The organism is Bacillus sp. BD59S (assembly GCF_007363175.1).
GTDB lineage: Bacteria > Bacillota > Bacilli > Bacillales > Bacillaceae_G > Bacillus_A > Bacillus_A pacificus.
The window spans coordinates 4830357-4847582 of record NZ_CP034686.1; the positions used below are offsets into that span (position 1 = coordinate 4830357).

Genomic DNA, 17226 nt, shown 5'->3' on the forward strand with positions numbered 1-17226 from the left:
AAACAGAACTTATGTTCGCATAAAAGATTATAAAATATTCCTCACTAAAAAACAAACAAAATATTATTAAACATGAACTTCTTTCTATTTAGAATATTCAAACATAATATTATCATATTCACTTTTTAAATACATATATATTTTTGGAAGTTTTTTTGAATAAATCTTCCAATTCAATCAGAAAATAATGGCAAAAAAGAAGAGGAGTTTACATATGGATACGGTAACATTAGCAAGAGCATTTTTCGGTTCTTCACTAGCATTCCACATTATCTTCGCAACACTTGGTGTCGGACTTTCATTAATGATTTTTATAAGTGAAATACTCTATCACTGGAAGAAAGATTCCGACTACGCCATTATGGCGAAAAGATGGACAAAGGCCTTTGCCATCCTTCTTGGTGTAGCAATTCCAACTGGAACAATCGTTGGTGTGCAAATCTCACTGCTTTGGCCTGGTTTTGCCAAAATTGTTGGGCAAGTTATTTCTGTGCCCTTTCAAATTGAGATTTTCGCCTTCTTTTTAGAGGCTTTGTTCATGTCCATTTATGTATATGCAGCTGACAAACTACCTCCATTCATGAGATTAATCTCGCTATTCTTCGTTATGATTGGTGCCACGGCATCCGCCGTGCTTATTACATCGGCAAATACATGGATGAATACACCCGCGGGCTTTTCAATGGGGCCAGATGGATCAGTTTTTAACGTTGATCCGTGGAAAGCTTTCTTTAATCCGAGTTTTGGCACGAGCGCATTCCACGTTGTGATTACAGCCTACGCAACTGGAGCTGCCGTCATTGCCTCTATCGCTGGATTTAAATTATTAAAGAAGAATGTAAGTGAACGTGAAGTGGCATATCATAAAAAAGGACTACTGTTAGGACTCGTCGTGACATTTATTACAGGCGCTACGATGTGGCTTTCGGGACACGAATCGGCAATTGCTTTACATAAGCATTCCCCTGAAAAACTGGCATCTGCTGAAGCTTTATTTGAAACGACATCACATGCACCGTTATCAATTGGCGGCGTTGTAGATCCCAACACACTTGAACTAAACTACGCACTAGAAATTCCGAACATGCTTAGCCTACTAGTAGGACTAGACCCTAGCACTGTCGTAAAAGGACTAAAGGAATTTCCACAAGAAACATGGCCACCATTTTACACGCATACACTGTTCAATTTAATGGTTGGCACTGCTGCCTTTACCTTTGCAGTTGCAGCAATTGCCCTCTTATATTGGTACTTTGTTTACCGAAAAAAAGGAACAGAGCTACCGAAGTGGCTTCTTTGGGGAGCTGCCGCATGTGGACCAATTATGATGCTCGGCATTGAATTTGGGTGGATTTTCAGCTGTAGCGGTCGTCAGCCATGGACCATTTACGGTATGCAACGTACAGTCGACGCTTCTACACGCGCTGATTTTGTCGGTCCTTTATTTATTCTATTCATCATTTTATATATTGGACTCGGTATTTTAACAGTTTTTGTACTACGAACATTCTTTAAGAAACATCCGCTTACAAATGATTTACATCACGAAGGAGGCGATTCTCGTGCATGAGGAAAGTATTGCAATCATCATCTTATGGGCTCTTATTTTCGTATATAGTATATTAGGGTCCATCGATTTTGGAGCAGGTTTTTGGGGCATGGTATACGCAAAACATCCAACGCTCGCTGCCAAGCTTGCCAATCGATACTTATCACCAACCTGGGAAGTAACAAATACATTTCTCGTCTTTGTCGTTGTCGCTTTTCTCGGTTTCTTTCCGAAAGCTGCTTTCACCCTTGCGACAGTCATGTTCGTACCAGTTATGTTAATTTTAGTACTCGTGGCAATTCGCAGTACATTTATGGTATTTGCTTATTCTCTACCTAAGTACCAACACCTTCTTCGTATTATTTCAGGTATTACAGGGCTCTTAATTCCTGCTCTATTAATTACCGTTTTACCTGTTACAGAGGGGGCTTATATTACAATGTCTGAAGGAAAAGAAGTACTCCTTTATGGAAAACTTCTTTCTAGCCCGGTGATCTACTGTTACATGCTCTTCGGACTAACTTCGGAACTATTTCTCTCCTCTCTCTTTCTTGCTGATTTTGCGAGAGAACAACGTTCAGAAGATGCATATAAAATTTATAGAAGAAACGCGATCATCCTTGGCCCTGCAACGCTCGTCACGGCAATTATCGCCCTCGTTGTAATGGATCCGGAAACACACTGGCTGATGCAAGGATTAATCAAGCAATTCCCATGGTTTACAGTTTCTATCGTTTTATTCGTTATTGGGTACTCTTCTCTTTGGTGGACAAACAAAAAGTATGGCGCACTAGGATACCCTCGCATTGCCGTTTTAGCAGTCGTCGCTCAATATGCATTTGCAAGTTACGCTTACGGCGTTGCGCATTTACCATATATTATTTATCCTGATGTAACTGTATTTACGAGCTTTACAACGACAGAAACATTCTATGCATTACTTATTCTATATGCAATTGGGATCGCAATTTTATTACCAGGATTTATTTTCTTCTGGAATTTATTCTTGAAGGATCGAACTTTTTTGAAGGAAAAATAATATTGTGTGGGTCTGTTCCAAAAGATATTTTGGGATGGACCCTTTTGTCATTTTTTTCGGTAAATCGATATATTTTAAAAATCGCTCATATATTTTGATTTGCGATCGATATATTTCAATAATCGCTCATATAAATTTCATATACTACCTTACTGCCCCTTCAATTTATAGACTCCTCTCACAATAGTTATTTCACTAAGAGAGATACTTGTCCCATAACTTGAAAAACACATATTCACTATACTCCGTTATACGTCTAGTTCTTCTTATTTTTTGCTGAATATACTACCAATATAAACTTGAGACAAGCTACTTGTTCAAGGAAAAATAGAAAGGTAGGCAAAATATGAGCATTGAAATATGGATTACTATTATTGTATTCTTCCTAACGATGATTGTTATCTTTTGGCGACCTCGTGGTTTAAATGAGGCGTGGCCGGCAGCAATTGGTGCTGGCATTATCCTGATTACTGGACTTGTATCAAAACCAGACGTCATGGACATTATTAGTAAAATTGGCGGTGCCTCCATAACAATATTAGCGACCATCGTTATGGCGGTTATATTAGAAAGCTTCGGCTTCTTCCACTGGTCCGCAGCGAAACTTGCAAATTTAGCAAAAGGCTCTGGTCGTCGTTTATACTGGTATATTCAATTATTATGTTTTCTTATGACTCTCTTATTTAATAACGATGGTAGTATTTTAATTACAACTCCAATCCTAATTTTATTACTAAGAAACCTTAAATTAAAACCTCACCAACAAATCCCTTATTTATTAAGCGGTGCTTTAATCGCTACTGCATCTAGCGCACCAATTGGTGTAAGTAATATCGTAAATTTAATCGCATTAAACATCGTCCATATGACTCTTTATATGCATACTGCTATGATGTTTGTACCTGCAACATTAGGACTATTGTTTATGTCATGGCTCATGTATACGGTTTTGAAGAAAAAACTTCCAAAAAAATTACCTGTTTCTTCATATGATATCGAAGAAATATTCTTCACGAAAAACTTCCATCCGTTAAAGGGAAAAAATTCTGTTGATACGAAACAAAAACGTACAAAATTCATGCTAAAAGTATTAGGCTTCGTCTTCCTTATGCGCTGTCTTCTGTTCGTTGCATCCTTCTTATCTATTCCAATCGAAATCGTTGCCGTACTCGGTTCACTCGTTCTTCTTATCTGGAGATGGTACTACTTACGAACAAACCCTATCGATATTTTGAAAAAGACACCATGGCACATTTTAATTTTCGCTTTCTCTATGTACGTCATTATTTACGGACTTCACAATGCAGGTTTAACAGCTGCCCTTGTACAATGGCTTGAGCCAGTTGTAAATCAACATCTACTTTATGCTAGCTTTGCAATGGGCGGACTCGTTTCCCTCCTCTCTAACGTCTTCAATAATCACCCTGCACTTATGATTGGTACGATCACATTAACAGAAATGGGACTAGACCCAATCACTTTAAAAACTATCTATCTCGCAAACATTATTGGTAGTGACATCGGTTCACTATTACTACCAATTGGTACGCTAGCTTCCCTTATTTGGATGTATATCCTGAGACAAAACAAAATTAAAGTAAAATGGAAAGACTATTTAAGTGTATCCCTTATCGTTATTCCACTCACAACAGTCGTCACATTATTCCTCTTATTCTACTGGGTACACCTCTTCTTCGCTTTATAAACGACAGAAGCCCACTTTGCTACCGTCTTAGCAAAGCGGGCTTCTTCTATATTTAAGTTAGGTACTACAGTGTGATCAATCAAGTAAAGAGGTGTAACGTGTTATTGGTATAAATGACTACCAGTGTCTTTAAATTCTTTCGCTTTCTCTTTCATTCCTTTTTCAATTGCTTCTGTCGTTTCTAAATCATTTTCTTTTGCGTATTCACGAATATCATGTGAAATTCTCATACTACAAAACTTTGGTCCACACATGGAACAGAAATGAGCCGTTTTCGCACCTTCTGCTGGCAACGTTTCATCATGATACTCCATTGCACGTTCAGGATCTAAAGATAAATTAAATTGATCGCGCCAACGGAATTCAAAGCGAGCTTTTGAAAGTGCATCATCACGCTGATGAGCCGTTTTGTGCCCTTTCGCCAGATCAGCCGCATGCGCAGCGATTTTGTACGTAATAACACCTTCGCGTACATCATCTTTATTCGGTAAACCTAAATGTTCTTTCGGCGTTACATAACAAAGCATCGCTGTTCCAAACCAGCCAATCATCGCAGCTCCAATTGCCGATGTAATATGGTCATACCCTGGTGCGATATCTGTCGTTAACGGCCCAAGTGTATAGAACGGCGCGCCCTGACAAATATCAAGCTCTTTCTCCATGTTCTCTTTAATTAAATGCATCGGTACATGCCCAGGTCCTTCAATCATCACTTGCACATCATGTTTCCAAGCAATCTTCGTTAATTCACCAAGTGTTTCAAGCTCTGAGAATTGCGCTTCGTCATTTGCATCTGCAATCGAACCGGGACGCAATCCATCTCCAAGAGAGAACGAAACATCGTACTGCTTCATAATTTCACAAATCTCTTCAAAATGAGTGTATAGGAAGTTTTCTTTATGATGGAATAAACACCACTGCGCCATAATTGAACCACCACGCGAAACGATACCTGTCGTACGCTTTGCAGTAATTGGAATGTAACGAAGTAATACGCCAGCGTGAATCGTGAAGTAATCAACGCCTTGCTCCGCCTGCTCAATTAACGTATCACGATACACTTCCCACGTTAAATCTTCTGCAATTCCATTTACTTTTTCAAGCGCTTGATAGATTGGTACAGTTCCAACTGGTACAGGCGCGTTACGAATAATCCACTCACGCGTCGTATGAATGTTTTTACCTGTAGATAAATCCATAATCGTATCTGCACCCCAGCGAGTAGCCCACGTCATCTTCTCTACTTCTTCTGCAATAGAAGACGATACAGCAGAGTTACCGATATTTGCATTAACCTTCACGTGGAAATTACGTCCGATAATCATCGGCTCTGCTTCAGGATGGTTAATATTCGCTGGTAAAATAGCACGACCTTCCGCGATTTCCTTGCGAACAAACTCCGGCTCTACTCCTTCACGAATCGCAACGTATTCCATCTCAGACGTAATGATGCCATTACGCGCATAATGCATTTGCGTAACATTTGCACCTTGCTTCGCTCTAAGCGGTTTGCGATCCATCTGCGGGAAAACAGGTGTATGTTTTGAAGCCACCTTCACACCGTCATCCTCTGGTTTCACTTCGCGCCCTTCGTATGCTTCTACATCCCCACGCTCTAGAATCCAAGAGTGGCGCGGCGCCTGCAACCCCTTTTCCAGGTCCACTTTATACTCTGGATCCGTATAAGGACCGCTCGTATCATACACACGAATTGGCGGATTCGGAACGCCGTTTGTATCGCTTTGTTCAATCTCACGCATCGGCACCTTCATACCTTCTCGTGGTCCATCCACATACACTTTCTTACTTCCTGGTAAACTCGATTTCAATTCAATTTGCTCAGCTGAAACAGACTGTTTCATAACCTTTATTGCCCCCCTGTACGTGACAAGGACGAGATATGGCCAGCGTATGCCAAAATAAAAAGAGCCAGGTCCATAAAAAAATAAGGACCTGGCTCATAAAAGACATCATTATGTAAAGCCGTTAACTTCCCTACGCTGGTACGAGCCAGATCAGGTCCAAAGGGTTAAGAAGTTCACGCGCTTCTCTCTCAGCCTACGCATACGTTAGGCACCCCTAGTTTATCACTGATTTAATTTTCAATACTTTCTCATCATACACGATAATCTGAAAAATGCAAAGTTTATTTCTTTTGCTCTTTATGGAATCATCCAAGTTAAATAATAAGCCTGAACATAAGTCATAATCCCCACAATTATTACGAAGAACAAACTATGCTTTACTGTAAACCGGAATAAATCTGATTCTTTCCCAGCAAGTCCAACTGCTGCACAAGCAATGGCAATCGATTGCGGAGAAATCATTTTTCCTGTTACACCGCCCGTTGTATTTGCTGCAACGAGAAGTACTTCAGATACACCGACTTGCTGCGCTGTAATTGCTTGTAAATTTGAGAATAATGCATTCGCTGACGTATCAGACCCTGTTAAGAATACGCCAATCCACCCTAAGAATGGTGAGAAGAACGGGAATAGTCCGCCAGTTCCTGCTAGTGCCAATGCTAGTGTAGAAGATAGCCCAGAATAGTTTGCGATAAATGCAAATCCTAATACAAATCCAATAGATAGAATTGGCATTTTAAGTTCACTTAAAGTTTCTTTAAATGTTACCACTGCATCTTTTACACTCATTTTCAAAATCAGCATGGAAATGAGACAAGCAATTAAAATTGCTGTTCCCGTTGCTGATAATACATCAAACTTCAAAATTGCCTCGTAAGGCGTCGCTTTATTTACAATAGGCTCTGCTTTCATTACTAAATTGTGCAAGCCTGGAATTTCAAACTTAAACACAAGGCTTTCCAATGCGCCGCCTGGAGCAAATAACGATTTAAAGAAACTTTGGCTCCAAATAACTACCATCACAGTTAAAACAATGAATGGAGACCATGCTTTTACGACTTTTCCTACTGTTAGTTTCGGCATAGATGTCGCCGTCGTTGCCGCAGCTACTTCTCTATTTGCTTGCCCCGATTGATAAATTTCTTTCGGTTGCCATACTTTTAAGAACAGCGCTAAACTCACTAAACTTACAAGTGCTGACGTAATATCCGGAAGTTCTGGTCCTAAGAATGTCGCTGTTATGAACTGCGTAATTGCAAATGAGCTACCTGCTACAAGTAAAGCAGGCCATGTTTGTCTTACCCCTTTCAACCCGTCCATTAAAAATACGATAAAGAATGGAACAAATAATGATAAGAACGGTAATTGATGTCCAGCCATTTGTCCAATTTTATGTGGATCAATACCTGTTACTTGTCCAGCAACTGTAATCGGAATACCCATCGCCCCGAACGCTACTGGTGCTGTATTTGCAATTAAACAAAGACCTGCTGCATATAAAGGATTTAACCCAAGACCTGCAAGAAGCGCTGCCGTAATCGCTACTGGTGCACCAAATCCTGCTGCCCCTTCTAAAAATGCTCCGAATGAAAAACCGATTAAAATAACGAGTAAACGATGATCATTCGTAATGGATAATACAGATGCACGAATCACATCGAATTGACCTGTTTTCACAGATATTTTATATAAAAATACCGACATAATGATAATCCAAGCAATTGGCCATAATCCGTATAAAAAACCATATCCAGTCGCTGCCATCGCCATCATGAACGGCATCTTATAAGCGAATAACGCCACTAAAATTGTAAGTACAACTGTAATAAATCCTGCCACGTACCCCTTCATGCGGAAAACTGCTAAAGCTAAGAAAAAAAAGATAATCGGAATAAGTGCGACTGCTGCCGAAATCCAAATGTTTCCGAACGGATCATAAACTTGTGTCCATGTGTTCATTGTTCTCTCCCCCTAAAGAATCCCCTTTTAAATAGAATAACCTCATCAATAGACTATCAGGTCATCATACCTTTCAGCCTAAAATAAAAAAACGTTTAAGAAAACGTTTTCAATAACTTTCATTTATACTGTACCATAACAATTTCCGTTTAAAAAGATTTTTTCGAAAATTTTATTATTTAACATAAAAATCTTACAAAATCGTCACCTTGCTGTAATGTTCATCGATAGAAAGCTTGCCAAAACTATTGCATAATAATAGTATAACAACAGACATTATTCATGAGGTGATATATATGAACGGAAACAAAATATTAGCAGCTTTATCATACTTTAGTGTATTATTTGCCCCTATCTTATTCCCGATTATTGTGTGGACTGTGGGCGATTCTGAAACGAAACCACACGCAAAACGCGCTCTATGGACACACATCATTCCAAGCATCGCTACATTCATTGGCGTAACTATTTTAGGAATTATGGGTCTTGGATCTGATCAACCGGATGTAACATTGGGGATCGGTACAATGATTGTCTTATGTATTTGCGGAATCATTAGCTTATACTACTTCATTTGGAACATCGTAAAAGGTATTAAAGTACTGAAAGCTTAATTTCCTTTTTAAACAAACGTTTGATTAAAAAAGAAAAACCGTCCCAAAATACCTTTTGGGACGGTTTTTTATCTTCTGCGTCTCTTCTTTTTTCTCATCATTTTCTTGCGGCGCGTATTCACTTTATCCGCTATAATGTGAAGCGTGCTTGCCACAACAATTCCCATTACGAACGTTACAATTTCAACCTCATGGTCCTTCGCAATTTCTATTAAATTACCGTCAAGCGCGATTACATTTAATAGGAATAAAAATGGAGAAAACACAATTAACATGTATGCAATACGAATCACATCACCAAGTATAATTGTGTGTGTAAAGAAGGAGCGATGCGGCATTACCTTCTTATACGGATACCAAAATATACGCAGGAATCCCCATTTATTATACGCATTACTATACGTATCTAAATCCGGTGTTAAAAATGTAGTACCTACTAAAAAACCAATTGCAAAAGTTAATAAAAAATCAAAATTTGTTAGTCCATACGAAAAGAGCAGAAACAAAACAACCGGAAGGGATATTAAGTTTATTTTCGTATGCGTTCTTCCTGATGGCATAATGCACTTCCTCGCTTACGTTCGCCCTGTCACCATGTGACAGTTCTCACCTATTGATCTAATTTCTGATCGATAAAGGATGTGTCTATATCCGAACCAAACCATTCTGCCAACTTCACTCGTGCTTTATCTTTTACATCATCATCGACGTATAACGACGCTTGTAATAACGCAGCCATTAACGCCCCTAAATCATCCGTATAACCAATTCCAGCAACGAAATCTGGAATCGCATCAATCGGTGCAATAAAATAAGCAAGTGCCCCAATTACAATAATTTTCACTCGTTTTGGAACATCTGGTTTCTGCAAAACGTAAAACAACAATAAACTTGCATAAATGACCGACTGCCCCGCCTGCTTTGCGACATGTTTTACTTTCTTCCAAAACGCTTCAACTGAAAATTTTTGCTCCATGTAAAAGCCTCCCTATTTTTTAAAAGAAATAAGCTACAATATGTTTTCAGTAAAAGTTCATCAAAATTACACATAATCTATCAATGAACTTTCATTGTAACAAACAAACCTAAAAAGAACAAATGTTCGTTAATTTTTACGTACTTCCCTTCATATAATAGGTTTCTAGATAACCACTTACCCATTGTCATTTCTTATTTCTCAACAAAGAGAATTTTCACTTTCACTTAACATTCTGCTCTACCTTTGTTATATTTTCTAGTTGACGGACATATAAACGAATGTTAAAGTTTTCTCTGGTAGTGACAAATCTCATACAAAAAATGTAAAATGTTATAGTGTTTCTCAGAAATGAATTTTGTTGTATAATACAGAAATGACGTTATGCTTATGAGTAACACAAGAAACTAAAAGGGTATGCATAGTTATAGTCGTATATGGGTGAATATAGAACCTTTAATTATGGCCAAGAAAACTATGTATTTTTTATTTTAGCATTTTTCGCTCCAAAATCGACCAAGCCTGATAGAGAAAGGGTGGAAATGAATGAAAGAAACCTTGAAATCACAATTTCAAAATGTGCGTTTCACTGCATTCGTAGCTTTAGCCTTATGGTTGAAGACATATCTTATTACACGCACAAGCTTTGATTTAAAACTTGAATCTTTCATGCAAGAATTCATTTTATTCCTGAGCCCATTAGCAGCATCATTACTGCTTGTTGGTCTTGCATTATTTGCAAAAGGGAAAAAACGTAACTATATAGCACTTGGAATTAATTTTGTCTTAACAATCGTTCTTGTTGGTAACGTAATGTTCTACGGATTTTACAATGACTTCGTTACTTTACCAGTACTAGGACAAACATCTAACTTCGGAAGTTTAGGTTCTAGTGTAAAAGAATTATTTAACTACAAAATTATCCTTGCATTTGCTGATATTATCGTATTCTTCATTTTATTGAAGAAGATGAAGAATTTTGCACCGACAGAACGTGTAGCACGCCCAATGCGTTCCCTATACTTCGTGTCAACAATTGCTATTTTCTTCGCAAACTTAGGATTGGCAGAAGCTGAGCGTCCAGAACTATTAACACGTTCATTCGACCGCGTTATGCTTGTTAAAAACTTAGGTTTATATGTACACCAAGTGTATGATCTTGGCTTACAAGCAAAATCAAGTTCACAAAAAGCATTTGCTGACGGTAGTAAATTACAGGAAACAGAGAACTACGTAAAAACAACCCAAAGCAAACCAGATCCAAATATGTTTGGTACTGCAAAAGGGAAGAACGTAATCGTTGTATCTCTTGAGTCATTACAAACATTCTTAATTGGTGCAACAGTTAACGGACAAGAAGTTACACCATTCTTAAACCAATTTACGAAAGAAAGTTATTACTTTGATAACTTCTTCCATCAAACTGGGCAAGGAAAAACATCTGATGCTGAATTCTTAGTAGATACTTCAATGTATCCACTAGACCGTGGTGCTGTATTCTTCACACACGGTAACAACGAATATACAGCAACTCCAGAAATTTTACGTCAGCAAGGATACTACACTGCAGTATTCCACGCAAACAACGCAACATTCTGGAACCGTAACATTATGTATCCGGCACTTGGTTATGATCGTTACTACAACGAGCTTGACTACAAGATTACGCCAGAAACAAAATTAAACTGGGGATTAAAAGATATCGAGTACTTTGATCAATCTATCGATATGTTAAAACAAGTGAAGCAACCGTTCTATACTCGCTTCCTTACTTTAACAAACCATTACCCATTCACTTATGATGACAATACAAAATTAATTGATGAATACAATTCTGGTGATGGCGTATTTGACCGTTACATGGTAACAGCTCGCTACTTAGACGAAGCAATGAAACACTTCATTGAGCGTCTAAAAGCAGAAGGTATTTACGACAACTCAGTTATCGTATTCTACGGTGACCACTACGGTATTTCTGAAAACCATAACCGTGCAATGGCACAGTTCTTAGGAAAAGAAGAAATTACTGCATTTGACCATATGAACTTACAAAAAACACCGATGTTTATTCACGTTCCAGGTCAAAAAGAAGGTAAAACAATTTCAAAACCAACTGGTGAAATTGACATTAAACCAACTATTCTAAACTTACTTGGTGTAGACTCTACGAATGACGTTCGATTCGGTCATGACGTATTCTCACCTGATAATAAAGGCTTCGTTGTTCTTCGTGATGGTAGCTTTGTTACAGATAAGTACATGTACACGAACAGTACATTCTACGACCGCGCTACTGGCGAAGTTGTACAACTGCCAAAAGAGGAATCTCAACCACTTATTGATCGTGCCCAAAATGAATTGAACATGTCTGACAAAATCATTGAGGGTGACTTACTTCGCTTCTCTGAAAGCAACAAGATCAAAACTGGTGAAGTAAAGACAGCTATTAAAGAAGAAAAGAAGAGCGCTGAGTAATCTCAGCCTCTTTTTTTATATTCCTCCATACAATTACTTATATTCATTAACTTTAACATTACATAACCTTTACCAAATATTCACATAGAGTTAATGAAGTATCTCTATAATAAAATATGTAAACGAGGTTCTATATATTTCTTATCTCTCATCTGTAATAAGATCCCTTAAAGAAATATGTGAATCGTTTATTTCTACTTTCTTATAATTGTCTTTCAATATGTTTTGTTTCCATACACAAAACATTCAATAAGACGATGTCCCTATGAAAGATAGCTACCCTCCTTGTGCAGCATTCCATAAGAATGTTGCTTTTTTTTATTTAAAAGCAGGATTCTTATTTCTTATTTTCGAATTTGTATATACGAAACGCTGTAAATCACTACCAGTTCTCTACCATTTACAAATACATATACGTCATATGTAAAGAATTACTCACATAAAAATTACTGTAGTGATTTTTATTCCAAATGAATGAAAGCTTCACTTTACTTATGCACTTACGAAAGGATGGGACGAAAATTGGCATATGAAAGATTTGTACTTTGGAATGATGCAGTTATTGATACAACGAAACAAAAAACGTACATAGACCTTGAGGAAAGAGGCTTGCAGTTTGGGGATGGTGTCTACGAGGTTATTCGTCTATATAAAGGGAACTTTCACTTATTAGATCCGCATATCACAAGATTGTATCGCTCCATGGAAGAAATAGAATTAACACTCCCTTTCTCAAAAGCGGAACTGATTACCCTACTTTATAAACTAATCGAAAATAATAATTTCCACGAAGATGGAACGATTTATTTGCAAGTATCTCGTGGTGTACAAGCTCGTACCCATACGTTCTCATATGACGTCCCTCCAACAATCTATGCCTATATTACAAAGAAAGAAAGACCAGCGTTATGGATTGAATATGGTGTACGTGCCATATCAGAACCGGATACACGCTGGCTACGCTGTGATATTAAATCATTAAATTTATTACCGAATATATTAGCTACTACGAAAGCGGAACGAAAAGGTTGTAAAGAGGCCCTTTTCGTACGAAATGGTACTGTAACTGAGGGAAGCCACTCTAACTTCTTTCTAATTAAAAACGGAACTCTTTACACACATCCAGCTAATCACCTTATTTTAAACGGCATTATTCGTCAATATGTCCTTTCTTTAGCGAAAACCCTTCGTATTCCAGTACAAGAAGAGCTTTTCAGCGTTCGTGATGTTTATCAAGCGGATGAATGCTTTTTTACAGGAACAACAATTGAAATTTTGCCGATGACTCATCTTGATGGAACCGCAATCCAAGATGGTCAAGTTGGCCCTATCACTAAAATGCTGCAACGATCATTTTCTCAGAGTTTGTTACAATCCAATATGTCATCTTCTTAAACACGAATAATTTCTATCCTTTCTACATTCAATATATGTATTTAAATGGAAATCAAGGTATAGATTTATGCCTTGATTTTTTCTTGTAATCTTTTTGTCATATTCAGATTCCCGCATAAGTCTTGACAGTAATCGACATGCTCTTTAGAATTTTTAACAGTTGGTAAATATTTCTTCACTACATTACAGACAGAAAGGAATCGACAAATTATGAAAAAATACCTTGCCGGTCTTGCGGCAGTGTCTGTAGCAGGAGGAGCAGCACCTACACTTGATAGTGTTCAAGCTGCCCCTGAACAAAATACACAAAAAGCTGCTACAACTGTCCAAGCTTCTGCATCAAACAGCTCATCTTATACGGTAAACGCTAGCGTATTACATGTTCGTGCAGGCTCAAGTACTTCTCACGACATCATCTCGCGCGTTTATAACGGTCAATCACTAAACGTGATTGGCGAAGAAAATGGTTGGTACAAAATTAACATGAATGGCCAAACAGGCTTTGTTAGTGGCGAATTTGTATCAAAAAATGGTGCAAGCAATTCCACTGTAAGTACAACAGGCGGAAACAATAAAGTTACTGCTGATGTATTACGTGTACGTACTGCTCCTAACACTTCTAGTTCTGTTTCAGGACGTGTATATGCAGGACAAACATTAAACGTAATTGGCCAAGAAAATGGTTGGGTGAAAATCAACCATAATGGACAAGTTGGCTATGTAAGTGGCGAATTCGTATCTGGTGTTTCTGCTAATGCAGGCTCTTCAAACAACAATACGAATAATAACAACCAAGAATCTGTAAAACCAACAAGCGGAAACTATACAGTAAATGTATCTTCCCTTCGTGTTCGTACAGGTCCTAGCACTTCTCACACAACTGTAGGTTCTGTTACAAAAGGACAAGTCGTACAAGTTGTTGGCGAAGTTCAAGATTGGTTCAAAATCAATTATGCAGGCCAAACAGCTTACGTAAGTAAAGACTACGTAACAAAAGGTGGTTCTAGCGATAACGTTACACAAGGAAACAACCAAGATAACAAACAAGAACAAAATAATAATGTAACTGTTCAAACTGGCGGCACTTACGTTGTTAACGCAACATCTCTACGCGTACGTACAGGCCCTGCTACTTACCATAGCGTAATTGGTGGCGTATTAAATGGTACGACATTAAACGTAATTGGCTCTGAAGGTAGCTGGTTTAAAGTTAACTATCAAGGAAAAACAGGCTACGTTAGTAGCGAATTCATGAAATTCGTTAAAGGTGGCACTACTACTCCTGAGCAACCAAAACAACCTGAACAACCTAATCAAGGTGCAATTGGTGACTACTACATTAATGCTTCTGCCTTAAATGTACGTAGTGGTGAAGGTACAAATTATAGAATCATAGGCGCACTTCCACAAGGACAGAAGGTTCAAGTAATCTCTGAAAACTCTGGATGGAGCAAAATTAACTACAACGGCCAAACTGGTTATATCGGCACACGTTACCTTTCTAAAACACCAGTTGGGGGCGCAGTAGATAATAAGCCTAACAACAACCAAAATAACAATCAAAACAACAACAATAATAATAACAATACAAGCAATAATAGCGGTGACAGTTCTTCCGTACTTGCATATGCAAAATCAATGCAAGGTGTACCTTACGTTTGGGGTGGAACTTCTGCTACTGGTGTTGACTGCAGTGGTTACATCTACCACGTATTTAAGAAATTTGGTCATAACATTAGCCGTCAAAGTGTTGCTGGATATTGGGGTAGCCTACCACAAACTTCAAATCCACAACCAGGTGACTTAATTTATTTCCAAAACACTTATAAATCAGGTCCTTCTCATATGGGTATTTACCTTGGGGGCGGATCATTTATCCAAGCTGGAGATAAAGGTGTAGCAATCGCTTCATTAAGTAACTCTTATTGGAAGAGCCATTTCTTAGGATACACGAAAGCACCTTAATTAATAGTTTTAAAGCCTTCTAGATTACTAGAAGGCTCTTTTTAATGTTGTATAACCTATTTCCCTAAAAAAATAATGTATCTATTTTCCTATTTCATACACTATATTCTACAATAATGATCCATAACGTTATCATAATGTATATTTTCACATAAAAAACATAACCTATTTCATGTCTAATCATTTCATATGTGTTTTTTTGAAGAATTTTCTTTTTATTTAAACTTTTCGTTAGACGTTTGACCTCTGATGTCCATTATGATAAGTTACTTAAGATGTTATATTTGCAGAAGTATAGACAACTGTTTTATACATTTTTTTACTATGAGGAAGGAGCATACACTGCATGAATCTTTTATGGGGAATTGGCGGCGTGATTGGAGTATTAGCAATCGCTTTCTTACTATCTTCCAACCGCAAAGCTATTAATTGGCGCACGATTTTAATCGCGCTAGCATTACAAATGTCATTTTCATTTATCGTATTACGATGGGATGCCGGAAAAGCAGGTTTAAAACACGCTGCAGATGGCGTTCAAGGATTAATTAATTTTTCTTACGAGGGAATTAAGTTCGTTGCTGGGGATTTAGTCAACGCAAAAGGCCCTTGGGGATTTGTTTTCTTCATTCAAGCACTACTTCCAATCGTATTTATTAGTTCATTAGTTGCAATCTTATATCATTTCGGTATTATGCAGAAATTTGTCAGTGTCGTTGGTGGCGCATTAAGCAAACTTCTTGGAACTTCTAAAGCAGAAAGTTTAAACTCTGTAACGACTGTATTTTTAGGACAAACTGAAGCTCCAATCTTAATCAAGCCTTACTTAGCACGTTTAACAAATAGTGAATTCTTCGCTATTATGGTAAGCGGTATGACAGCTGTTGCCGGATCAGTTCTTGTCGGCTATGCAGCAATGGGTATTCCGTTAGAACACTTATTAGCAGCAGCAATTATGGCAGCTCCATCAAGTCTATTAATTGCGAAACTAATTATGCCAGAAACAGAACAAGTAGATAATAACGTTGAACTTTCTACAGAGCGTGAAGATGCAAACGTTATTGACGCAGCAGCACGTGGTGCATCAGAAGGTATGCAACTTGTTATTAACGTAGCAGCAATGTTAATGGCTTTCATCGCATTAATTGCTTTATTAAACGGTTTATTAGGATTAATTGGCTCTCTGTTCCATATTAAACTTAGCCTTGATTTAATCTTCGGTTACTTACTATCACCATTTGCAATCTTAATCGGGGTTTCTCCTGGTGAAGCTGTACAAGCAGCAAGCTTTATCGGTCAAAAACTTGCAATCAACGAATTCGTTGCATACGCAAACTTAGGACCACATATGGCAGAGTTCTCTGCAAAAACAAACTTAATTTTAACATTTGCAATCTGTGGATTCGCAAACTTCTCTTCTATCGCAATTCAGTTAGGTGTAACAGGAACATTAGCTCCTACTCGCCGTAAACAAATTGCACAATTAGGGATTAAAGCAGTTATCGCTGGTACACTAGCTAACTTCTTAAATGCAGCAGTTGCAGGTATGATGTTCCTATAAATTTATGCAAACCCTCCTCTTTCTAAAGAGGAGGGTTTTTATTTTATAATATGTTTTATTTATATGCAAAATATCCTATGTCTAAATATAATTACATTATGATACAATGATTAGTGGTTCTTTTTA

General features: G+C 37.8%; 12 protein-coding genes and 1 riboswitch. Of the genes, 8 read left to right on the forward strand and 4 right to left on the reverse strand.

The annotated features are described in order from the left end of the window. Positions 1–214: 214 nt before the first annotated feature. The 3 genes from cydA to EKQ63_RS27575 all read left to right on the forward strand — a co-directional run bounded on the left by cydA (position 215) and on the right by EKQ63_RS27575 (position 4293). Positions 215–1570 carry a cytochrome ubiquinol oxidase subunit I gene (gene cydA / locus EKQ63_RS27565; RefSeq protein ID WP_143881676.1) on the forward strand — a complete coding sequence of 452 codons (1356 nt, stop codon included), beginning with the start codon at positions 215–217 and terminating at the stop codon, positions 1568–1570. Then, complete coding sequence (locus EKQ63_RS27570) at positions 1563–2588, forward strand: cytochrome d ubiquinol oxidase subunit II (protein WP_143881677.1); 1026 nt, start codon at positions 1563–1565, stop codon at positions 2586–2588. Before cydA ends, EKQ63_RS27570 begins: the two co-directional genes overlap by 8 nt. 346 nt (positions 2589–2934) lie before the next feature. After that, positions 2935–4293 carry an arsenic transporter gene (locus tag EKQ63_RS27575; protein ID WP_087955125.1) on the forward strand — a complete coding sequence of 453 codons (1359 nt, stop codon included), beginning with the start codon at positions 2935–2937 and terminating at the stop codon, positions 4291–4293. A 101-nt stretch (positions 4294–4394) separates the two neighbouring features. Here EKQ63_RS27575 and thiC read toward each other — a convergent pair whose 3' ends face one another. After that, the gene (gene thiC / locus EKQ63_RS27580; RefSeq protein ID WP_143881678.1) at positions 4395–6155 is read right to left on the reverse strand and encodes a phosphomethylpyrimidine synthase ThiC; all 1761 of its coding nucleotides are present in this window, start codon (positions 6153–6155) and stop codon (positions 4395–4397) included. 113 nt (positions 6156–6268) lie between these two features. Further along, a riboswitch (TPP riboswitch) is annotated at positions 6269–6384 on the reverse strand. A gap of 71 nt (positions 6385–6455) precedes the next feature. Beyond that, positions 6456–8117: an L-lactate permease gene (lldP, locus tag EKQ63_RS27585; RefSeq protein ID WP_143881679.1), complete on the reverse strand. Its 1662-nt coding sequence runs from the start codon at positions 8115–8117 to the stop codon at positions 6456–6458. Between the two features lie 296 nt (positions 8118–8413). Here lldP and EKQ63_RS27590 point away from each other — a divergent pair, with 296 nt between their 5' ends. Then, a complete protein-coding gene (locus tag EKQ63_RS27590) occupies positions 8414–8731 on the forward strand; it encodes a magnetosome magnetite crystal formation protein family (RefSeq protein WP_143881680.1) in 318 nt (105 codons plus the stop codon). 68 nt (positions 8732–8799) lie between these two features. Here the strand turns inward: EKQ63_RS27590 and EKQ63_RS27595 are convergent, their stop codons facing one another. Both EKQ63_RS27595 and EKQ63_RS27600 read right to left on the reverse strand, forming a co-directional pair. Further along, positions 8800–9291 (reverse strand): metal-binding protein, encoded by a 492-nt coding sequence (locus tag EKQ63_RS27595; RefSeq protein ID WP_143881681.1) that lies wholly within the window; start codon positions 9289–9291, stop codon positions 8800–8802. A gap of 50 nt (positions 9292–9341) precedes the next feature. Further along, the gene (locus EKQ63_RS27600; protein ID WP_000435502.1) at positions 9342–9707 is read right to left on the reverse strand and encodes a YkvA family protein; all 366 of its coding nucleotides are present in this window, start codon (positions 9705–9707) and stop codon (positions 9342–9344) included. A gap of 546 nt (positions 9708–10253) precedes the next feature. On the opposite strand from EKQ63_RS27600, the gene EKQ63_RS27610 reads away from it, so the two are divergent. The 4 genes from EKQ63_RS27610 (at position 10254) to EKQ63_RS27625 (ending at position 17100) form a co-directional block, all read left to right on the forward strand. Continuing rightward, complete coding sequence (locus tag EKQ63_RS27610; RefSeq protein WP_016718951.1) at positions 10254–12182, forward strand: LTA synthase family protein; 1929 nt, start codon at positions 10254–10256, stop codon at positions 12180–12182. Between the two features lie 510 nt (positions 12183–12692). Beyond that, positions 12693–13577 carry a D-amino-acid transaminase gene (locus tag EKQ63_RS27615; protein WP_049112924.1) on the forward strand — a complete coding sequence of 295 codons (885 nt, stop codon included), beginning with the start codon at positions 12693–12695 and terminating at the stop codon, positions 13575–13577. A 210-nt stretch (positions 13578–13787) separates the two neighbouring features. Further along, on the forward strand, positions 13788–15542 hold the full coding sequence (locus tag EKQ63_RS27620) for a C40 family peptidase (protein WP_143881682.1): 1755 nt from the start codon (positions 13788–13790) through the stop codon (positions 15540–15542). A gap of 346 nt (positions 15543–15888) precedes the next feature. Further along, complete coding sequence (locus EKQ63_RS27625) at positions 15889–17100, forward strand: NupC/NupG family nucleoside CNT transporter (RefSeq protein WP_087955131.1); 1212 nt, start codon at positions 15889–15891, stop codon at positions 17098–17100. Positions 17101–17226: the final 126 nt, after the last annotated feature.